Genomic DNA, 22,059 nt, shown 5'->3' with positions numbered 1-22,059 from the left:
AAAACGGAACCTACCGAAGAATTATCATTTCCCTCCCCGAGTATAAGCCCCACTCGTAAGAATAGCCGCTGCTGCCAGAGCTACTGGCTTCATACTAATAAACCCCATGGGCAGTCTGTTCTTCCGTTGGCGTAAGTGAGTTGAAGGAGATAGCCGAAAGAAAAACGGATAGAAACCTGGTCGAGATCGCCAATATGGTGCACGCTATTTGAGCCCGAGCATTCTTCACCTTGACAACATCATCGGTGGCAACGACGCTGAAGCGGCGCACGACGATCGCCATCACACATGCACCCAAGCATTCCACCGGGTGAGACGACTTATTTTGCTATTGAATGCCGCCCAACCATCAGTATTGTGACTTTGGTTAGACATGATGCAACCCATTGAGACCATAACTTTAAACAGGAAGAAGATGAAGAGCTTACTCACTGCAACTGGGATTCTACTGGCAATCACTTACAGCGCCAATGCTGAAAGAAAGCCGACCATCCTTGACCTTGCTGAGCAAGGATTTGAAATCAAATCATCATCCGGAAACTATGTCTTTCTGCAAAATGAGGAGAAAATCTATATTTGCTCCTTCTTGCAGGTGAGTGAATACAATGTAGCGGCCGGTGAAATCGATTCAATCAAGTTCGACTGTGCAGCAATCAAATGAAAGGAGTGGTTTATGGTCTTGCGGTTCTTCAAATTCTGATCGGTCTGCTGTTCATCGTTGGAGCGCCAACAACGCAACGATTAATATTGGGCACCATATCCTTCGGGTTCGGATCAGTTTGTTTTGGTATTGCGGTGATAATTGGTCAATTGGATAGCATCCGCTCCAGCCGAACTAAATGATGACTATCTTTCTGATTTTAGCTTCATTTTGATCGTGGTGGACGTAATGCTGCCAATATCTGAGACGCCGTCCACCAGCTCAGTGCGCGAACCACCACTCAAAGCCACACCACTTGCAATGAATGAACGATATTGGTCCTCTGACTAGATATCATCATCTGCGAGCCATTCCAGTCCCGCAAAATAGGGAAAGCTGCGACTGGATCATCGCGCAATCTCCGGCAGGTTGGGCGTATCCAACCTCGTTTTAGATCATACTGATCATCCCCGGAATTTAATCTAACAAAGGGTGACTGAGAAGACGTTTTGACACTGACTTCATCGACGACCAAGTCTTCAAACGTGGAACCTCTCCACCCCTCTAACGGATTTGCTTGGACGTCTCATTTGATCGTCGGTACTAGTAGGCTAGATCGGCAAATCATAAACACTACACACTCTGCATGTTTCCGTGTCATTGCTGAGCAAGCAAGTCATCGGAAACTGGAAAGGCGAGAGAGATAAAATCGTTATCAAATAGAAATTACAATTGAAGCTAGAACTAGATGCGGAACACGAAAAACATCGCCTTGGTTTTTGAAAGAAGCGGAACCAATACGCCCTGGGGTTGGGCTTTATCACACTCGGTTCAGCGCTCAACCGTGTTTTGATCGGTAGAGTTGAGTGTGCTCCGCTCTTCTATTCCGCTACTTCGCGACAGATCTTAGACTATTAGCATCTGTGTCCTTCCAAGGTTTCTCGTCTAATTCAAGAGTTATCGACGCACTGGTTCCTGGCCCGTTGAGATGTCTTTATTTGTGTAAGCCAAAAATAATCCGACCTTCACGCTTTCCAATAACTGGACTATGGCGGCAGAAAATTGCGGCCGAGATTTTCGGGATGATCAAACACTGCTTCTCGCCAAGCGCCAAAGAAAATATGGCCCGCCAATGAATGCTGCTAGAACCCCTGCAGGTATTTCGTATGGGAAATTTACTGTACGACCAAGCCAGTCTGCAAAAATCAATAGAATCCCCCCAATTGCTGCAGCTGAAAAAATCCTAGGCAAGACATGTCGAGGGACGAGTGTGGCTGCAATATGTGGCGCCATCAACCCAACAAAACTGAGAGGCCCAACGATTAGTGTGGCGGCACCGGTAAGAACTGAACAATAAACCAGAAGAAAACCCCGCGAGACTGGTAGGGAAAGCCCGAGAGAGCGTGCGCAGCCCTCTCCAAGAGGAAGAAGTTGGAGCCAGCGTACAAACATCGGCAGTAACAGCAATGCCAATAGGAGGATCACTCCCGCAGTGGAAGCCATTATAGCGTTTGCTCTGAACGTTGGCCCCATAGACCAGACGAGGATCAATGCCGCCCTCGGGTCGCCACTAGCAACAATAAATGCGATCAGCGACGAAGCAAAAGTTCCGATTGCTATTCCAGCGAGCAAAAGGGCTGCAGGGGCGTAACTGGCTTTCCGTGAAATGCTGATAATGACTAAAAGTGTCAGCAATGCCCCGATACTCCCGCCACCAAGTGATGCGAGCGGGGACGCACCTGCGAGAATAAATGCGGCGACAACACCAAGCCCGGCACCTGCACTTATTCCAAGACCTTCAGGACTTGCTAGCGGGTTTCCGGTCATTGACTGCAATATGGTGCCCGCTACCGCTAACATTGCACCTGCACTTCCGGCCGCAATTACGCGTGGCCAACGAGCGCTAACAAGCTCTCTCAAAGGCAAGGTATCGAAGAAAAAATGCTCCGAAAGCGAGAACGCTATTACGATGACCAGAACCGTTAACGTTGCGATTATGGTCTTATAAGGTTGGAGGGTAGTCTGTTGTCGAGGCAGTGAAGTATCTATTTGAGCTGGCAGGGTCGCTGGTAGCTTTCTCAAAAGCAATAACAACAGCAGCGAGCCGGATAGCGCAGTCACAACGCCTGTGGGCACTTCAGAGATGCAGCGGGCAACTACAACGACCAGTGAATCGGCCAGTAGCAACAATGCCCCTCCGAACAACGGAGCCCAGATCAAACGACCTCTAAACGTTCTTACCCCAGAAAGCCGAGCCAAATGAGGTGCGGCAAGGCCGATAAATGCAATTACGCCCAATCTGGCGACAACGAGTGCACAAAGTGTAGTCGCTAGCAAAAGGGAAAGCATTCGCACAGCGTCAATCGGTAAACCCAAGCTTCGCGCGGCAGAATCCTCGAGACCTGCAACCGTGAGCGGACGCACCAATAAAGCAAGCAGAGGAATGAAGAAGAGCAACCGCCCGGAAAGAGCAACTGCTGTCGAATAATCATTCTGAATGATTGAACCACTTGCCCAGATGAATGCTGAGCGTAGATAGTCATGGTTTAATAGCGCTAAAATGACAGAGAAGGCACTGGCGACAAAGGTGACGACCATCCCGATAAGCAAAAGTGTCGTGGGTGCGAAATTACACTTCACTGCTAGAAGTGCCACGATTGCTAGAGCCGCAAACGCGCCAATTATTCCAGCGTGCTCCTGTTGGATAGGTGTGAGGGCCGGCGCCGACAAAGATGCAACTATGATCGCGAGTTGTGCACCTGAAAGCAGCCCCAGCGTCGCTGGTTCGGCGAGAGGATTGCGAAGCACTTGTTGGAATATTGTTCCCGTTACTCCGAGGGCAGCACCTGCTAGCAAGGCGACAATGACCCTCGGAAGCAGAGAATAATGCAAATAAATCTCACCGTACGCCATCGGATCTGGATGGAAGATTGCGTTCCAAATGTTCATGTATGGAACCTGCCCCTGAACCCCAACCAAGGTCAGTGCGAAGGCCATGGCAAGCAAACAGGACAACAAGTTTAGAGGATTGAGCATAGTTTGCTTCATGAGAACAGCAATGCCTTTGCCAAGTTGTCAGCGAAGCGTAGGGCAGACGGAACGCCGCCGAACACCCATGTCGGCGGTATCGACGTGACGCGTTTGATGCGGACCATTGGCAGCGCTTGCCAGAGGTCGCTTTTTAACAGCGCTTCGGGCGGTCCTGGTTCTACGATGACGACGCGTGCATCAGTAAAGGAGGCTATCGCCTCAAGGCCTACCGTTGAAAAGCCCCAATGGCTGCCAGTTCGTTCCCAGTTATTAACGAGACCCAGACGTAAAAGCACATCGTGAAACAAGCTACCTGGACCATAAATATCGATCAGGCGGTCGTTAGCGAATTTGATGAGAAGCAATGGGCGATTGTCATGAGACTGAAGCTGATTGCGGATTTTGTCAAATGTGGCGTCAGCGTGTGTGAGATAGGCTTTTGCTTCCGTTTCGCGCCGCAATTCGATAGCGATTGCCGCCAAACCACCCTGTGCATTGCGCAGTGGGGTTCTTTGATTGGTGTAAAGTGGAAGAGAGAGTGTCGGCGCGATTGCCTCAAGTTGGCCGGGCGATGGACCGTAGCCCGCCTGAGCGAGGATGAGATCCGGTCGCAATGATTTAAGCAATTCCATATTCGGCCAACTTCTTAAGCCGACATCGGTTACTGTATTCGCTAAGACTGGCGCAACAACGCGTTCTCGGTACAAAGGCGCCTCCGCGACGGCTGATGGCAAAACCCCTAATGCAAGAACCGATTCAGCCCAGGCCCAGTCAAGTGCGACTATTCTCTTTTCACTTGATCCAGCCAAGGCCTGTTGGGCCGCAAATGGTGAACAGCAAAGCGCGGCGATGATATCTCGCCGCGTTAATCCCATTGGCCGATGTTTATTTACCAAAGCGCTACCAGCTCTTCTTCAAAGTGCCATAGACGGTCCGGCCTTCACCCCAGTAACAGCCGGTGGCCGCGATACATGAGGAAACATATTTCTTGTCGAACAGATTGCTGACGTTCACAGATGCTTGGAGGCCCTTGAGCTGCGGATCAGCCTTTTCAAAATCGTAACGGATTGCCGCATCAAATAGTGTGAAGGACGGAATATCAAGTTTATTGGCCGTGTCACCATAAGTTTGTCCCATGTAACGCGCACCACCGCCAATGCTAAGACCACCCCAGGCATCACTTGATTGGACCGTATAGTCGAGCCACAGAGATGCCTGGTGTTCAGGCACGAAATTCAATCGATTGCCTTGATTGCTGATCCCGTTCTTCACATTATCCTTGGTGATATCGCTATCGGTATAGGCATAGGAAGCGATCACCGAAATTCCGTTGGTGATCTGTGCTTTACCTTCCAGTTCCAAGCCGCGTAAACGCACTTCACCTGTTTGTATATTGTTGTTGAGATGCTGTGGATCCGGGGTGAGCACGTTCTGCTGTGTGAGTTGATAGGCGGAGAGAGTGACAAAGCTGTCCATTCCCACCGGCTGATATTTGATTCCGACTTCGTACTGTTCACCGGTCGTGGCTTGAAAGGGATTGCCAGCGTAGTCGGTGCCATTTTCGGGATTGAAGGACGTCGAATAGCTTGCGTATGGCGACATGCCGTTGTCGAAATTATAGACTACACCTGCACGCCAGGTGAATTTGCGGTCCTTCGGATCAACCGTCGCTTCATTGAAGCCGGTTGTCGTGTAATTGCGTGTACGCGTCTCTGTACTGGCCCAGTCATACCTTCCACCTAACGAAAACACAAAGCGCTCCCACTCGACCTGGTCCTGCGCGTAGAGACCTACCTGAGAACGGTTCTGACGAATATTCATTGCAGTAGGAGGTCGCGAGATCGGCGTTCTACCGAACACAGGATCATAAACATTGAACGGAGTAGTGATGATTGCTAGCTGAGATTCGTCATATTCGCTTTTCTCAAGGGAATAATCTAAACCGAACAGCATCGTATGGTCGGCTGCGCCCGTGGAGAACTTGCCAATTGCCTGATTATCCAGCGTGAAAAGTCGAGAGGTTTCAGGGAAGGCCCACGCGTAACGATAAAGTGCCGCGGGGTTACACGCCATCCCGGCGAGACAAACCGCAGCAACGCGCTGACTATCAGACTTCACATAGGCGTAGCGTGCATTCTGTTTGATCGTCCAATCTGCGTTGATATCGTGGCTAAACTCGTACCCAATCATCGCCTGATCAACCACATAGCGGTCGAAACCCGGCTCCCCAAGGAAGGCACTCCGCGGAAGTTCGGGATAAGTATCAGTATAAAGAGTACCGTTAGCGGTTAGAGCTGGAGCACCGCCCCCGCCCTTCGAGTCGATCTTCTGATACTGACCAAGCAAAGTGAAACTGGTGCTTTCGTCGGGTTTGAGCGTAATTGAAGGCGCGATATATCCTTTTCGTTCAGTCACATAGTCGTATTGCGTATCTGCAATTCGTCCAACACCGACCATGCGATAGAGGACGGATCCGCTTTCATTGGCCCGTCCGCCAATATCAAAGGCGGTTTGGTAACGTTGATCCTTTCCGAATTGCAATTCTACTTCGCGGATCTCCTCGTCTTGCGGCCGCTTGCTGACCATATTCAGCATACCTCCGGGCAGGCCTTGCCCGTAAAGCACAGATGCTGGGCCTTTGAGCACTTCCGCACGCTCTAGACCAAACGGCTCCACCCGTGGTTGGGAATATCCCCTCGCCCCAAATGGCAGCCGAAGCCCGTCAAGATAACGCGCAGGACGAAAGCCACGGATAGTCAACCAGTCGTAGCGGACATCAGTGTCGCCATATTGCGTCACAACACCCGGCGTGTAGCGGAGTGCCTGCACGATGCTTTCCACACCTTGCTTATCCATTTGATCGCGGGTTACGACATTAATGGCTTGCGGGATGTCCCTAATCGACGTTCCAGTTTTCGTGGCAGTCGCAGCTTGCGACGCGACGATGCCTGCGACCGGCCCCCACGGGCTTTCTCCATCAACCGTAATTGTGTTAAGGACAGTCGTACCTTCTAACCCTTCATCCGTTACGTTTGCAGCGGAGGCGACAACTAGAGCTACAGTTGAGGGTCCTGACGTTTCAACATTAATACCGGTTCCTGAAATCATGGCTCGTAACGCCTGAATAGGCGTCATCGAACCATTAACGGCATTAGATTTTTTTCCGGCAACAGACTGGGAAGTAAAGCCAACATTCCAATCAGTTACACGCATAAATTCGGATAGAGCTGCAGCCAACGGTTGGGATTGGATACTAAACACCATCGTCCGGCTAGTGCTTGAATTCTGGGCATATGTTGCAGAGGGAGCAAAAACGACGCCGATTGACAACACAGCGGAGCTGGCAAGCGCGAGCGCTAATCGTTTAGCACTGATGCTTCTGTTCAGCGCATTTCTTTTGATTTCCTGCTTTTTGCTCACACTTGTCGTCATTACAGTCCCTCATGTTCCAAGAGGGCTAAATCACCTTAGTTTTCAGCCCATATACAATGGACAATCGAGCAAACAGAATCTCACAAAAAAAGATGACAAATTATTGAAGGATTAAAATGCCGCCTGGGATCCGACTTACCGATCCGCCCGCAGCCGTCACGAGCGATCTAATTGCCAGTTCTGGGTTATCCAACCTATATCGACCGTTTACACGCGTTGATGCAAGTTCGGTATTCAGCGTAATGATAGAATGAGGATAATAGCGGCTCAACTCATCTAACACTGAAGAGAGGGGCCTGTCCTTAAAACTAAGCTGCCCCCTCACCCAAGAAAGCGCCTCGCCGGTATCGGTTTTAACGACTGGCGAGAAGTCATTTAAAGTTGCGCGAATACTTTCACCGGGCAACAGTACTGCCTGCATCAAGCGATCGGGCATTTTAGTTACTTCGACCTTCCCGTGCTCAAGTACGATAATATCCTGGGTTAGATCTTTACGTACAGAAAACGCTGTCCCCTTCACCACAACTTCTGAAAACGATGCGGTCACTTTGAACGGACGCAGCGGATCAGGGACAACGTCGAAGTAAGCTTCTCCTTGCAGCAGCTCAACTGAACGGTGGTTATCCACGAAATCGAGTTTAACTGCTGAAGCTGTGTTGAGGGTAAGTTTTGAGCCATCTGGGAGTACGATGATATCGGTTTGACCAGTGGCCGTAATGTAATCAGCCTGCCATTCCAACAAGAGAGCAGGATATTGCCAGATACCGACTGCCAGAATGACTGCTGCAGCTGTAACCATTGCCCATGACAAGCGGTGGCGCTGCCGAATGCCTTTGTGAACAGGGCTAGCGGAGGCGCCAGATTTATCAAGTTGATTGGAAATGGTGCAATTTGCCAATTGGAAAGCTACCAGGTCCGCTTCAGGAAGTGCCCAGGCTTTGGAAACCTGCTCGAACGTTCGCCGATGATCTGGCGAACTGTTCAGCCATGCTTCGAATTCTGCTTTGACAGGGCTGTTGGGAGACACCCCTTGAAGCAGAAAAAGCCAGTTCAAAGCAGCATCCGTCACCGGATCTTTATGCGAAAAATCCGGCTCATGAGTTGCCTTAACCGTTGTCTTCTCTTTCACCAGGTAGCGTCCAGTCCAGTAAATATATTGTAGCCCCTTCTATACAGGGGACAGTTAAGATGCTCACATCTCACAGAAATTGTGAGAAAAATTTCAAAAACCTTGAGTAAATGAGCAGCTTTACGTCGCATGAATCTCGAAACGCTCATTCGCGATCGAGTTTAGCCAAGGCGTCTACACAATGCGCATGTGCCATCTTTAGATCATTAAATACGGTATTCGGCGAAACACCGAGGTGCTCTGCAATCTTTGGATAGGACCATTTTTCTATACGGCTTAAAATCCAGACATTTTGCGTGCGTTTCGGCAACTTAGCGATCGCGTCACTGATGAGATTTAGCCTTTGGCGATGGAGAAGATCCATTTCCTGTGATGGTGTCATTGAAGGGATATTGGCAATGTCCGCAGCAGCAATATCGTCTCGTTCAACACGACCTCGCAGGTCTTTTCGGCGTTTTTGATTTAACGCAAGATTCCTTGCAGTCTGAAATAGGAATGCTTCAATATGCTCAATAGTCCCTCCTTCGGCAGCCTTGCTTACGCGCATGAACGCCTCTTGCGTAACGTCTTCAGCAGTTTGCGGGTCCTTGACGATCCGCATCACGCTCCAAAGCAAAGATTTGCGCTTCGTCAGAAATATTTCGGTAAATGACGGGCTCATCATAAAGCAATTATCGAGGAAGTTTCGACGGAAAATACAGATTCCGCGAGAATTAGGCTGTTTGCCAGGTCGTTGGCATCTGTGTCAGTGGTCATTTTAATCTTCTTCGCTCGCTTAATAGCGCTTAGCTCACCCGGTCGATTAGAGCATCACCAAGCAGTAATAATACAAACGCAATCTTGCAACTAAAATGAATTAGAACTCTTTTAAACAAAGACGGCGAAGGGGTATACGGGTGTGAGCCAAAGCAAACTTGCTGGCGACGCGTTTATCGCGCTGAAAGGGTGAATGACGTAAGCTGCTAGGCAACCTGCGCAGCTTTGGCGCTGCAAGATGCCGGTCCCGGTTAGTTTGAGCGTCCACCGGCTGTCACGGTATTGTGCTACTTCCTTGAGCGATAAGGTGTTTTCCAGACGCATGCTGTTGATGATCAACGACAGAAAGCACGCGTTTCTTACAGAATGTGATTGGGTTGGGTCAAAAATCACGGGGAGGATTAACGCCCCTTGAATAACATGTTAAGGCGGTCTGCAGCTTAATTTTATCTGAGGAGTGCAATGGAAAGCTTTACAAACACGCTTACGATGTCAGGCATCTTACTGATTTGCATCATGACACAAACTGCGCTCGCAAATCAGCCAGATGTAAGAGCCGCGCTGGAAAGAACCTACGTCAATGCAGTGGCATGCAAAAAGGAGTTCGGAAGTTCCTGGGATCCGATTACTGAGGATGCCAGGGTTAATCTCACAGCCTATCTCGACGAAATCGAACTCGCGAAGTTCGAACAAGATGTCGTTCTCACTGAGCTGAACACGGATGCTCAATCCATTCCTGTGACAGAGGAATTGCGGCAACATTGCCACCGCGTCATGTCTTCAGGCGGCTGAGCTAGAACTTTAAGCGCGGAGTACGCACCGATACGGTTGTCGCATCAAACGTTCGGGGTGATACCGATATTGAGGTTTCGCTCAGGGTTGGGGTGCATTTTGACAAATCCATCTCTGACAACCCTCGGGTAACACCGCCGGAAGACTTGAATTTTGCGAGTTATTCATGATCGAATTCCGGCGGTCTGCGGTATCAGCTGTTGTCATTGCGCAGATCTCATTAAACGGCGGTCCAGAGGGGCTGGATGTTTGAGATGAAACGTCAAGAAAACGCCCCGCTAACAAATTCCTCCCAGCGAATGCAGTTTATCGGTGAGCTTCATAGTTATCGCGCTTCACAAGGCTATACGCCGCAGAAGAAATTGGTATGACCGTAAGCTGCTGTCCATGCCGGAAGAAGCCCAATTGCTGAGTGTGAGGGCTGGCTGTCGTGGATTGACCTCGGTTTATCGCTACCATCCTTTCAGCACCTTTCTGGGAAGAGCGCCTTGAGGCCTTCAGGCGAAGGCGCCGCAATGCCACGCTCCGTGATGAGGCCAGTAATGAGGCGGGCGGGTGTAACATCAAAGGCAGGATTGGCGGCGGGGCTTCCTTCTGGTGAGATGCGGACACTTGCAATCGAGCCATCCGCAGCCCGACCTTGGACGAAACTCACTTCATCTGCGGCCCTCTCCTCAATCGGAATTTCTTTAATGCCGTCATGTACCGACCAATCGATAGTCGGCGATGGAAGTGCGACATAGAAAGGCACGCCGTTGTCACGTGCTGCGAGTGCCTTAAGATAGGTCCCTATCTTGTTGCAGACGTCGCCGTTTGCCGTGGTACGGTCTGTGCCGACGATGACCATGTCGATATCGCCATGCTGCATAAGGTGCCCACCTGCATTATCAACGATTAATGTGTGGGGAACTCCATGTCCGTTCATTTCCCAAGCGGTCAGAAAAGCCCCCTGGTTGCGTGGTCGTGTCTCATCAACATAGACATGGACCGGGATTCCCTCCTCAACCGCCATGTAGATTGGCGCGGTCGCGGTGCCATAATCGACAGTTGCAAGCCAACCAGCGTTGCAGTGGGTGAGGATTTTTACAGCTTCACCAGGCTTTTTCTTTGAAGCGATCTGTCGGATGATATCGAGGCCGTTTGCGCCGATAGCGCGGTTAAGCTCGATATCCTCTTTTGCGATGTCTGCAGCGCGCTTATAAGCAGCATCAACACGTTCCGCCTCTGGAATGGTTCGCAGATATTCTCGCATTTCATTGAGTGCCCAGCGCAGATTGATTGCGGTCGGACGGGTCTCATTGAGTTCTTCCCAAATGGCGTCAAGATGCGTATCCGACGGATCGTCGGCTATTGCGATCGCAACGCCGTACGCAGCCGTAACCCCGATAAGCGGCGCCCCTCGTACCCACATTTCCCGGATTGCAACCGCAACGTCGGCAACGGTCCTGAGCGTAACCACGCGGAACTCATGTGGCAGCCAGCGCTGATCAATGATGTCGACGGATCGGCCATCCCTATTTAGCCAGATTGTCTGGTAGTGACGTTCCCCAACTTTCACGCGAGAACCTCCTTTTCAAGTCGTTCCACCGTCTCGCGGATATCCCGCAGGCTATGGATGCGCTGCCGGTTGACGGCGAGATGACGCCCAAACTTCAGAGCCTTGCTTTCGCACGAGGCACGACGGTCGGGGTCGGCGATTGTTTCAAAATCCGCATTGTGGGCGAGGCCAAGGATACGACGGTGGGTTTCAACGCCGGCAAAGCCCAACATTTCATGCCAAATTTCATCGATTACGATATTGAGCGCCTGCTCGGCGGCAAGCGGATCATGGCGATCTTCAAAGAGACTGGATTGATACAGAATCCCTTTACGTTCGGACCTCCAAAGCGTCGCGAATTCTGAGCGAAAGGTTTCCCAAAGCGTGTCAATCGTATCGAGGAGGTAAGCGCGCATGCTGTCGCGTGCGCCTGGTACTGCCTCATGGCCAGCCTGCGAAAAATAGCTCATCCAGAAATTTGCAATCAGCATACCGACGTCAAAACTGATCGGCCCGTAAAATGCAAACTCCGGATCAATGACGCGCGTCTCGTCGTTCGTCACCATGACGGAGCCAGTGTGCAGATCGCCATGGCAGAGTGTTTCCGCTTTAGCCGAGAAGAGGTGCTTCAACCGCTGCGCTTCAACTTTGAGTTCACGGTCGGCGCGCAGTTGTTCAACAATAGAATCGAGCTGCGGTGATGTGTGATGGTTGAGCTTGGCCTCGAAATAAGGATCGGAGAATACGAGGTTTTCAGTTATGTCGCAGAGTTCGACATTGTCGGAGAACAAGGCTACATCCGCCTTCTTTTCTCGCGTCGACATAGAAAGATCGGAGCCACGAAACAGAGTGCGCGCAACAAACAGGCCAAGGTCGCGACCAATTTTAGAGAGCTCCTGGCCGTCAATCAACGCACGTCGCAGAATAATGTGGGGGGTCAGGAATTCCATGACAATGATGGCCTGCACTTCATCGAAGTGGAGGATTTCAGGCACCATACCCGGATCGCGTTCACTCTGTCGCTTCAACGCATGATACTCGAAGAATGAGCGCTTGAGCGGCAGCGGCCAGCTTTCTCCGACGAGGCGGACGTAGGGCAGCGCCTGTTTTACAATCGCGGCCCCCTTCTCGCCGGTCACGATAAAAACCAGATTTAGATTGCCATCCCCAACCTCCTTGATGGTCCAGAGGGAGCTTTCTTCCCCAACCTTTGCTTTCAGGGCGACATTGCTACCCAATCGGATCGGCAATGTATTTGTAGTCAGCGCCTCAAAGACGTGGCTGTCCATGATATTTTCCTCCTGCGCATGGGGCGCCTCCACTCCGCATCCCCATACCGACTTTCCGACAGCTAAGGCATCATTCTGTCAAATGTCAATGGCCTTGACATTTGCCGACTGCCTATCCTAACGTGGTTCCAATGGGAGGACTTTATGAGCGAACAGCCAGTGTTTCGCATTGAGGGGGTGCGCAAATCCTTCGGGCCGGTGCAGGTGCTGCAAGGAGTAGACCTCGACCTCAAAGCCGGTGCAGTGACAATTTTGATGGGCGCCAACGGTGCCGGTAAATCGACGCTCGTCCGGATTCTATCGGGAGTCTTCAAGCGCGGTGGTGGAATGATCACTTTGGCTGGCGCTGCCTTTGAGCCGGCAACCCCCGCCGAGGCGATCCGCGCCGGGGTTGTCACGGTACACCAGAACATTAATGACGGCGTAGTTACCGATCTTGATGTTGCAACCAACCTCACGCTGGACCGATTGAATGGACGCGGTGCGCGACTATTCTTCAATCCTCGTCGAGTGCGTCGTGAAGCGGCCGCAGTCGCAGCACGCATGGGGTTGGGGATCAATCTATCTGCTAAAATCAATGAGCTAACACTAGCGGATCGCCAGATGGTTGCGATCGCGCGTGCAATGGCGCATGAACCCAAAGTGCTGATCCTCGACGAGCCGACATCCTCGCTTTCGAGCACCGAAGCAGAAAGATTATTCGACCTTGTGGACCGGTTGAAGGCCCGTGGTGTCGCAATTCTCTATATTTCTCACCGCATGTCGGATATCCGCCGGCTTGCAGACAGCATTGTGTCGCTGCGTGACGGTCGGATAACAGGCCGTTTCGAGGGGCCAGACCTTGACTATGAAGGTGCGGTAAACGCAATGCTCGGTCGAAAGGTGTCTGCGGGGGCAGTTGCTGTGCGTGACGCGGGGCCACCAATCTTGAGTGTTCGTGGCCTCAAGCTTTCCGAACAATCGCAGCCGTTTGATTTCGATCTTGGCGATGGCGAGACCGTTGCTGTCACTGGGCTTGTGGGCGTGGGCAAGAGCGCGCTTGCAGAAACCATGTTTGGCGCGCGTGCGCCTGCAGCAGGCGTAATGACGCTGGATGGTGCACGCTATTCGCCGATGACAACAGCTCAGGCTATTGCTCGGGGTGTTTTTCTCGTCGCCAAGGACCGTGCGATCAGCGGCATAGTGCCGGATTTTAACATCTATGAGAATATTAGTTTGCCGTTTTTGCGGCGGCTATCGACTTTTGGCGTCGCCCGCCGACGCGCAGAGAGAAAAACGGCACGTGAGCAGATCGCGTCGCTTGGTGTGGTCTGCCGCAGTGAGCGTGATGACATGCAAACGCTGTCGGGTGGCAATCAGCAGAAAGTCATGGTTGGTCGTTGGCTCTCGGAGCCCTCGCGCGTGCTAATTCTTGACGAACCTTTCCAAGGTGTCGATATCGCCGCGCGTCGAGAAATCGGAGAAAAGCTGCGTGCTTCGGCGGTGGGGCGCACGACGATACTCTTTCTAACAGAACTTGACGAAGCCTTCGAAGTCGCCGACCGCATCCTGGTGATGTCGGAACAGACCATCGTCGGCGCCCATCGCAATGCCGAGATCGATGTCGAGCGGATGCTCAATCAGATTGCCGGGAAATTCCATCAACAGGTCAGCGCATGATGATAAGTGAACCAACAACATCCAACACGACCGGCCCGGTTCCGCCAACGGCTTTCAACCTCCGAGAAACGGCGATCAAATACGGATTCCTTGTACTGCTCGCCGGTCTCGTCCTTTATTTCTCGCTCGTCACCGGCGGCTTTGCTTCGCCCCAGAGTGCGGTCTTTATTCTGCAATCTGTTTCGATCACTGGCATCCTTGCCTTGGGAGTCACAGCGACACTCGTCGTTGGTGGTTTCGATCTTTCCATAGGCTCGGTTGCTACGACTGCCATGATGGCTTCGTCTTACGTCATGGTGGTGATGGGTGGGGACGCACTGACCGCAACGCTTGTTTGTCTTGCAGTGGGGGTAATCGTCGGTCTGATTAACGGCATCATCATTGTCTACATGCGCGTTCCGGATCTTCTGGCAACGCTTGGTATGATGTTTCTGTTGCTCGGCTTGCAGCGCATTCCTACTGAGGGGCGTTCCATTGCCACAGGAATGACTTTGCCCGACGGTTCTACGGCAACCGGTGCTTTCAGCCCAGCTTTTTTGGCTCTCGGCCGCCACCGCTTTGATTTCATCCTGCCTAATCTCGTACCGGTTTCGGTGGTGGTGCTAATCGTGCTTGCCATCGTAATTTGGTTCTTCCTCGAATACACGCGTTTCGGTCGCATGATGTATGCCGTTGGCTCCAATGAGCGCGCGGCAAGCCTCGCTGGCGCTCCGGTCAATGCTTATAAGATTTCAGCCTATATTATCTCGGGCGTCTTCGCTTCTATCGGCGGCATTCTTCTTGCTGCTCGGCTCGGACGTGGGGATATAGCTTCGGGCAACAATCTGCTTCTTGATGCTGTCGCTGCAGCGCTTATTGGCTTTGCCGTGTTGGGCGCGGCCAAGCCGAATGCTTTCGGCACTGCCATTGGAGCCCTTTTCGTTGGCATCCTTCTGCAGGGTCTGACGATGATGAATGCGCCCTACTACACACAGGATTTTGTCAAAGGCGGCGTACTTGTCATCGCCTTGATTTTTACTTTTGCGCTCTCGAAAAGAGGCAAACGCTGAAGCGGGAACCTTCAGCGCGCTACCAATATTGATCAGTGGAGGAGACTGAGATGAATTTCACACGCAGAACCTTGGGCACGCTTACGCTCGGATTAATGGCCGCGGCAACATTTGTTGCGCCATCGATTGGCGCCGATATGCCGAAGCCTTTCGACAAGCCGGGTGATGTGAAGATCGCACTCGTGCGCTATCTTTCGACTGGCGACTTCTTCCAGTCTTATCTTGCAGGCGTCGAAGCGCAGTCAAAAGCCTTGGGTGTCCAGCTTCAAGTGTTTGACAGCCGCCAAGACGCGGCATTGCAGGCAGACATGGTGGATCAGGCCATTGCGCTGGGTGTTAACGGCATCATTATCCAGCATGGCCTTACAGAATCGATGAAGGAAGCGGCCAAGCGCGCAGTTGATGCAGGTATTAAGGTTGTCGCATTCGATGTTAATGTCGAGAATGAAAAAATTCCGCAGGTCGAGCAGTCGGATCGTGACCTAGCTCGCCTTGCTCTTGAACAGGCAATCAAGGACAATGGCGAGAGTTTCAAAGCTGGCTACGTGTATGTGGCAGGCATAGCTCCACTTGATCGGCGTGACGAGACCTGGAAAGAATTCAAAACGAAATACTCCGGTATCAAGGAAGCCGCTCAGTTCGGTACCATGGATAATCCAATTGCCAATTCGGTCGCAAATCAGGCACGTTCTGTAATATCTGCCAACCCGGACATTACCGTAATGTTTGCTCCTTACGACGAGTTCGCAAAGGGCGTTAAAATTGCCGTAGATGAAGCCGGCATGTCTGGCGATGTGAAGATCTATTCGGCCGATATCTCGACCTCCGATATCGCAGCAATGCGTGAATCCGGCTCTGCATGGGTCGCAACCGCTGCAACCAATCCGGCTGTGGTCGGACAAGTATCCGTCCGGTCACTCGCTATGCTTTTGGCCGGTGAAAATCCTGGAAAACAGGTCATCGTCCCGCCGACGCTCATTACCCAGAAAGACCTGAACGATCAGGATATCAAGAATATGGAGGAACTGGGTGCGAAGTTGCCACAGTTCTCGCATGCAGAGGTAGCGATGCCTGCATGGATGCCAAAGCCCTGACGTAGCATAACAAATTGAAGAAGGGCGACCAGTGGGCCGCCCTTTTTAGCTTACAAGAGATCCGACCCAACAATCAGCGTCTTGTAACCGCAATATTGCCCCCAAATAAATCCGCCAAGTATTCCTTCACAGATAGACCCCGAGCTGCTGCCCAATTGACAATTATATCATCGCTGTGTAAGCCCGAACGGATATGATCTGCCATGACAGCATTGACGCGGATGTTTTCTGTGCCGTATTCCAAAGCATACTAACTGGGGTCGGAACAAGATTTGCAGAAAATCGTACGCTCTCATGAGCGATTTAGGTTTTCCGGACGCATTTAAATTACCCCGGTTTCACGAGGGTGGTCAACTGATGTAACCTGTGCACGGTGCTGGAGATGGCGAGCTGAACCGATGGTTATTTTTTGGGTGGTTGTCCCGAAATATTACCGCTGTGGGTTGTGCTGGATTCCAAAGACAAATATCCGATGGACCGCCCCCAGCTTCACTTCGGCCGTGGTGCTTTTCACAAACTCATGGATTTTAACGAAGCCCTTGCCAGCGTGATGCTTGGTGTTCCTAAATGGGAAAAACCCGAGTGGAAATGGGGTGATCATCATGTTCAGGCAAGAATACGCCAGCCGCAGCAATAAAATCCAGTTTCGTATTGTTTATGCGGTAGGACTCTACGCTATAAGCCTGAACCGCCCCTTAAGTTGTCAATTTCGCAATCATCAGTCACAATTGATCGTTCAAAATTATCCACCGCATTCCCATCTCCTCGAATTCTTTATCCGAAATATCTGGCTTTGGATAAGGGGCTAGAGGTGCCTGCCGCAAGTTATCGAACCATTCAATGAATTTTTTAATAAGTCTGTGTGAACAGCCCTCCTCAGTATAAAAGCGATTGATTGCTGTTTCTAATTTCCTATCCATTTCTTCGGCTTTTACGGTAAGCGCACTTTGGGACGATGTTGGGAATTGCTTCAGAAAGATGCGTGAAGCATAAATCTTTGACAAATTACTATTACTTATGAATATTTTTTCCTGAGCTTTATTGTTGAAAATATATCGACCGCAAAGTTTGACAGCTTTCGTAGCAGCTGAATAGCGATTTACGACATCAACAATTTTAAGGTCTAACTCATTTAGCTCGCTAGCTTTGACGGTTTGAGCCGTAATAACTATAAACAAAAACATAACTGTTCTTATTAGATTGCCTATCAGCATGATTATCCCTCGCGAATTAGATTATAATTTTGTTCAATTGAAAAATGAATCGTATCTCTAAAATTCATGCATGGCTTGCGATGTGATCTCTACGAGCGGTGAGAAGAGATATTCGAGGATACGGCGCTTGCCTGTTTTCACTTCAACGGTGACGGCCATGCCAGGTGTCAATGGCATTGGCCGCCCATTGACCGCGATTGTTGTCTGATCGGGAATGACGGTGATCGGAAACACCAAGTTCTGCATGCGCTGAACATTGCCTGTCGGAACAAAAGACTGAGGTTCGCGCGCAGCGGTTGATTCAAGTTGCTGCGCGTCCGGTTCTGGAATTGCATCAGTTGCGACGTTGGTCACTGTGCCTTCGATTACGCCAAAGCGTGTAAAAGGATAAGCCTCAATCTTGATAACAGCATGCTGCCCGGCCTTCACAAAACCTGCATCACGATTTGGCAGATAGGCTTCGATTTCGATCTGATTATTCTTCGGCACGACGCGCATCAGTTCAGCTCCAGCAGTTACAACCTGGCCCACTGTGGTAATGGATGACAGTTGCACGATACCATCAATTGGACTTTCGATTTTCATCGCCTGACGACGTTTTTGAGCTTTAATGAACTGCTGTTCCAATTCGTCAACGCGACGCTCGGCTTCCGATAATCGTGTCGAATAGTCAGCAATAGTAGCGTCCAACAGTTTGATGCCTTCACTGGTCGCTACGTCTAGTGCCGCCCCGAGGCGCGTCATGGTATCCATCGCAGCCTTCGTGGTTAAGGCAAGAAATTTCTCATATTCGATAGGGTTTTGCATTATTCGCCTACCCACCGTATCACCGGGCTTGCCCGACATTGGCATATCCCAGTAATAAAATGCTCCACCCCAACCAGCCAGCGTTTGACTGCCATCACTCAACGCTGTGTTAACATCTTTGCTCAGCAAGTCACCTACCCCAGGTACACGGTTATTATTCAGTACGTCCTGAAGAACTTTAGTGGCTATTAGATCCGAGTTTTCCTGTACTCTGCTTGGATCTGCATTTTTGCCGTCAAACAATAGCCCACTGCTCGTGATATCGCGAATGAACAGATTAGCCTCACTGTTAGGATCATTACGGTTGATTTCCGCAGCCTTCTCCAGCCAATAATTGGTATTCTCTAAAGCCTGTCTATCTGATGCGTGTGCATTTTCAGGTGAGTCAAGGAAGGACTGGATTTGCTGGCGCATATAATCATATCCGTCCGCAAAGTTCCCTGTGCCTTCATTCGTGATTTCTTTAAGCTTTCTAAGCTGCTCAGGATTGAGTTGGAATTCGCCAGACATATAAAAACTACTCCGTGCTCAAAATTCAATAAATCGAGAATGCGTAATATTATTACTTGACCCGCCATTGTTCGACCAATGAGCGAACGCTGTCTTTGACCTTCTGCCATTCGGGTAACGCATCGACAGGCATTAAGAGCAACGCCTCCAACTGCCTATCGGTAAGGTAGAGGTGTGCCTTACAACTGGGATTCTCGACCTCTTGGGGAGAAGAGCAGCTCAGAAAGATTTTGTAATCGGGTTGAGAAAGATCGGCATAATAGTCGAAAGCGCTTGCATTCTCTTCGGGTAAGACATGGAGGAGATCGTATTTTCTTTCGATACGAAACGGCTTGTCAAATAAGGCAACGATGTTTGAAAACCCCTTCGAAGGGGTTTCTGACTTACCCTTAGCCGTATCGATAAAGCTCAGACTGAGTACATTGACCACATAGTCATGCGGCCCAGGCGCTTCGCGCCCTTCCTCCCTTGGTCGAAAGTTCGCGTCATACCACATGTCTTTTTGTGGTGACCGCAAATCGGGTAGCCAGAAGGCGAATTCGAGACTGCTCATTTTTGGATAGCAGTTCACTTCCTCTGGTGTCTGCCGACCCGTGAAGTAACCGTAAGGGATATCCAATGTATGCGGACCAAGGTAACGCCGGACCTTATAGGTCTTGTCCATTTTCTGGATCTTGTACCAGGCCTTGTTGATATCCGGTGCAGGCTTGCACGGATAATGCTCATCCGCAACAGCATCATATGTACCGATCACGCTCAAACCAAACAGCATAGCCAATATTCTGAAGCCCATCAATTATATCCCCACTACTTAGGTCAGCGTATGGTAAAGATCCTCTATTATTGATCAAGTCATGCTTACCAATACGTGATTAATACTTGATGGCACTGCAAATATTAATACCTAATATTTAGCCAGCATATTAATTATATATCGGGGAAATATGCTTGAGGCATACAATGTCAGATTGGCATCAACTCGTAAATTATGCGGACAAAGAGGGGTCGTAACAAGATTAGTTCAAAATCGTACGTTTAGGTCGAACGAATAAGGAACACGCTATTCTGCTGACTTCAAACGTTGCCAGAGGGCTTTATGCGGAAGGGAAGCGCGTTCTGCCTGATCGCGTGCCGGTCGGTCATCTCGGTTCGTCGGAGAAAAAGCTCATCTTTGATTGCGGAAAGCCGGATCGGCGGCTTTACGAAATTGCAACTCTGGCCCATTTGCGCGATCGGCTACGCTCGGGGGATGTCTGGGTTGATGGTAGACGATCGTTCCGGCCGATTGACGAACATCTCATGCCTAAGCCTGCTTTTGTCGCCATGAAAGATGAAGGCAAACTCGGTCTTGGAGTTCAGGGCGATGGTGCTGCATGGCTTGCGGAAGTCAGGCAGATGATGGACTTTAATCTCAAGCGCCTGGTTTATCGCGCTCGCAATGGAAAGCTCGATGGCGTCAGGCTGGATGCCGGAACACTGATCGTGACGCCACGTGCGAGCGATATTCCCGCTGCAGCCGATGAACTGAACGTCGAAATCAGCGAAATGTATCCGCTGATCGAAGTGCCCGACCTTCTCAGGGAAATACATGACTGGACCGGATTTGCCGACCAGTTCACGCATGTCCGGACGGGAGATGCTCCGCAAAACATCTCCGCTATGCTCGCCGGCGTTCTGGCGGACGGCATAAATCTGGGACCAAAACGCATGGCAGGAGCGTCGAAGGGGATCAGTGCCCACCAGATCGGATGGATGCGCACCTTTCACGCCCGATCCGAAACCTACAGGGCCGCGCAGGCCTGTGTAACAGACGCTCATGCGCGCCATCCGCATTCGCTGCTTTGGGGAGATGGAACGACTGCCTCGTCCGATGGACAGTTCTTCCGTGCCAGCGACCGGGCTGCAAAACGTGGTGACATCAATCTGCATTACGGCAGTGAGCCGGGCTCGAAATTCTACAGCCATCTCTCAGATCAGTACGGATACTTCGGCATATTGCCAATCAGCCCAACTGAGAGCGAGGCCGTCTATGTCCTCGATGGTCTGTTCGATCACGACACGATTCTGGAGATCGAGGAGCACTTTACCGATACCGGTGGCGCGAGCGATCATGTCTTTGCGCTCTTCGCCCTGATCGGCAAGCGTTTTGCGCCGCGACTTCGAAACATCAAGGACCGGAAATTGCACACATTCGAGAAAGCCGACGCCTATCCGGCGCTGGACAGCCATATCGGCGCACAGATCAATACCGCGCTCATTCTCGAACATTGGGATGACCTTCTACGTCTGGCCGCATCGATCACAACAGGCACAGTTGCGCCATCAACAATCCTGAAAAGGTTCTCTGCTTCCTCGAAATCCAGCGAACTCGCAAAAGCTTTGCGTGAACTTGGCCGTATTGAGCGCACACTGTTCATGATCGAGTGGTATTCCAGCTCGGCGCTGCGCCGACGTTGTCAGGCTGGTCTCAACAAGGGCGAAGCTGCCCACAAGCTGAAACGCGCCGTCTTCTTCCACGAGCGGGGTGAAATCCGTGATCGCTCCTACGACAGCCAGGCATTCCGGGCCTCCGGCCTCAATCTGGTCGTCAGTGCTATTGTTTACTGGAATACCGTCTATCTTAGTCGCGCCACTGCACATTTGCGGCAACAAGGCCGGAATATTCCAGACGAGTTATTGAAACATGTCTCGCCACTCAGTTGGGAACACATAAACCTCACCGGGATCTATTCTTGGGATGCAGAACAGCAAATGACAGACGGCTTCAGGCCGTTGCGGCGCACCGGCCGAATGCTACGTGCCGCGTGAAGTGCATTGTTCGTTTGACCTAAACGTACGATTTTGAACTAATCTTGTTCCGCCCCCAACTTGAGCGAAAGAGCATTGCGGCGTCAGGCACGCCGTAGGAAGCGAACTTAGCGCCGGGATTGAACGTCTGCTTGGAAGCGTTGCACAACAACACTGTTCGATGCAGCAGCCGGATCGGCAATGAAGTTCAATTCAACATTCTGGCGAGGCAGCGCATCGTCTATCGCTTGGTTGGGAAATCCCACGCTGGTTTCACAGCAGCGCGAGATCGCGGCTAACACTCATTTTCTTTTGCATCTTCGGAGAAGAATTT

The 22,059-nt window shown here is 51.0% G+C and carries 16 protein-coding genes and 1 pseudogene; 7 read left to right on the top strand and 10 right to left on the bottom strand.

The genetic code is table 11. From position 1 onward, the window contains the following. Window positions 1-415: 415 nt before the first annotated feature. On the top strand, window positions 416-661 hold the full coding sequence (locus tag KMS41_21480) for a hypothetical protein (GenBank protein QWK80335.1): 246 nt from the start codon (window positions 416-418) through the stop codon (window positions 659-661). Between the two features lie 1,065 nt (window positions 662-1,726). On the opposite strand, the gene fhuB is transcribed toward KMS41_21480, so the two are convergent. From fhuB to KMS41_21455, 5 genes are all read right to left on the bottom strand, one after another. Then, window positions 1,727-3,688: a Fe(3+)-hydroxamate ABC transporter permease FhuB gene (fhuB, locus tag KMS41_21475; protein ID QWK80334.1), complete on the bottom strand. Its 1,962-nt coding sequence runs from the start codon at window positions 3,686-3,688 to the stop codon at window positions 1,727-1,729. Next, entirely contained in the window at window positions 3,685-4,545 is an 861-nt protein-coding gene (locus KMS41_21470) for an ABC transporter substrate-binding protein (GenBank protein QWK81155.1), read from the bottom strand. The genes fhuB and KMS41_21470 overlap by 4 nt, the downstream gene beginning before the upstream one ends. A gap of 25 nt (window positions 4,546-4,570) precedes the next feature. Next, window positions 4,571-7,102, bottom strand: coding sequence for a TonB-dependent siderophore receptor (locus tag KMS41_21465; GenBank protein ID QWK80333.1), 2,532 nt, complete (start codon window positions 7,100-7,102; stop codon window positions 4,571-4,573). Between the two features lie 100 nt (window positions 7,103-7,202). Then, window positions 7,203-8,231, bottom strand: a complete 1,029-nt coding sequence (locus tag KMS41_21460; protein QWK80332.1) for a FecR family protein — start codon at window positions 8,229-8,231, stop codon at window positions 7,203-7,205. 145 nt (window positions 8,232-8,376) lie between these two features. Next, window positions 8,377-8,892, bottom strand: coding sequence for a sigma-70 family RNA polymerase sigma factor (locus KMS41_21455; protein ID QWK81154.1), 516 nt, complete (start codon window positions 8,890-8,892; stop codon window positions 8,377-8,379). A gap of 611 nt (window positions 8,893-9,503) precedes the next feature. Between KMS41_21455 and KMS41_21450 the strand changes: the two genes are divergently transcribed. Continuing rightward, the gene (locus KMS41_21450) at window positions 9,504-9,779 is read left to right on the top strand and encodes a hypothetical protein (protein QWK80331.1); all 276 of its coding nucleotides are present in this window, start codon (window positions 9,504-9,506) and stop codon (window positions 9,777-9,779) included. A gap of 463 nt (window positions 9,780-10,242) precedes the next feature. On the opposite strand, the gene mtnA is transcribed toward KMS41_21450, so the two are convergent. Both mtnA and KMS41_21440 read right to left on the bottom strand, forming a co-directional pair. Then, a complete protein-coding gene (gene mtnA, locus KMS41_21445; protein ID QWK80330.1) occupies window positions 10,243-11,337 on the bottom strand; it encodes an S-methyl-5-thioribose-1-phosphate isomerase in 1,095 nt (364 codons plus the stop codon). Further along, on the bottom strand, window positions 11,334-12,605 hold the full coding sequence (locus tag KMS41_21440; protein QWK81112.1) for an S-methyl-5-thioribose kinase: 1,272 nt from the start codon (window positions 12,603-12,605) through the stop codon (window positions 11,334-11,336). Before KMS41_21440 ends, mtnA begins: the two co-directional genes overlap by 4 nt. 144 nt (window positions 12,606-12,749) lie before the next feature. On the opposite strand from KMS41_21440, the gene KMS41_21435 reads away from it, so the two are divergent. The 4 genes from KMS41_21435 to KMS41_21420 all read left to right on the top strand — a co-directional run bounded on the left by KMS41_21435 (window position 12,750) and on the right by KMS41_21420 (window position 17,044). Beyond that, a complete protein-coding gene (locus tag KMS41_21435) occupies window positions 12,750-14,264 on the top strand; it encodes a sugar ABC transporter ATP-binding protein (protein QWK81111.1) in 1,515 nt (504 codons plus the stop codon). Further along, window positions 14,264-15,313 carry an ABC transporter permease gene (locus KMS41_21430; protein ID QWK81153.1) on the top strand — a complete coding sequence of 350 codons (1,050 nt, stop codon included), beginning with the start codon at window positions 14,264-14,266 and terminating at the stop codon, window positions 15,311-15,313. Before KMS41_21435 ends, KMS41_21430 begins: the two co-directional genes overlap by 1 nt. A 50-nt stretch (window positions 15,314-15,363) precedes the next feature. Then, entirely contained in the window at window positions 15,364-16,407 is a 1,044-nt protein-coding gene (locus KMS41_21425; GenBank protein ID QWK81110.1) for a substrate-binding domain-containing protein, read from the top strand. 445 nt (window positions 16,408-16,852) lie between these two features. Then, window positions 16,853-17,044, top strand: coding sequence for a hypothetical protein (locus KMS41_21420; protein QWK81109.1), 192 nt, complete (start codon window positions 16,853-16,855; stop codon window positions 17,042-17,044). 85 nt (window positions 17,045-17,129) lie between these two features. Here KMS41_21420 and KMS41_21415 read toward each other — a convergent pair whose 3' ends face one another. The 3 genes from KMS41_21415 to KMS41_21405 are packed head-to-tail and all read right to left on the bottom strand — an operon-like array spanning window position 17,130 to window position 19,731. Further along, complete coding sequence (locus KMS41_21415) at window positions 17,130-17,621, bottom strand: hypothetical protein (GenBank protein ID QWK81108.1); 492 nt, start codon at window positions 17,619-17,621, stop codon at window positions 17,130-17,132. A 57-nt stretch (window positions 17,622-17,678) separates the two neighbouring features. Continuing rightward, complete coding sequence (locus tag KMS41_21410; protein ID QWK81107.1) at window positions 17,679-18,938, bottom strand: HlyD family efflux transporter periplasmic adaptor subunit; 1,260 nt, start codon at window positions 18,936-18,938, stop codon at window positions 17,679-17,681. 52 nt (window positions 18,939-18,990) lie between these two features. Then, on the bottom strand, window positions 18,991-19,731 hold the full coding sequence (locus tag KMS41_21405; protein ID QWK81106.1) for a hypothetical protein: 741 nt from the start codon (window positions 19,729-19,731) through the stop codon (window positions 18,991-18,993). 293 nt (window positions 19,732-20,024) lie between these two features. Here KMS41_21405 and KMS41_21400 point away from each other — a divergent pair. After that, window positions 20,025-21,746, top strand: a pseudogene (locus tag KMS41_21400) (Tn3 family transposase). Window positions 21,747-22,059 lie beyond the last annotated feature (313 nt).

Source organism: Ochrobactrum sp. BTU1, from assembly GCA_018798825.1.
Classification (GTDB): domain Bacteria; phylum Pseudomonadota; class Alphaproteobacteria; order Rhizobiales; family Rhizobiaceae; genus Brucella.
Note: the sequence above shows the minus strand (reverse complement) of the source record. Positions and strands in the feature narration are given on the sequence as shown.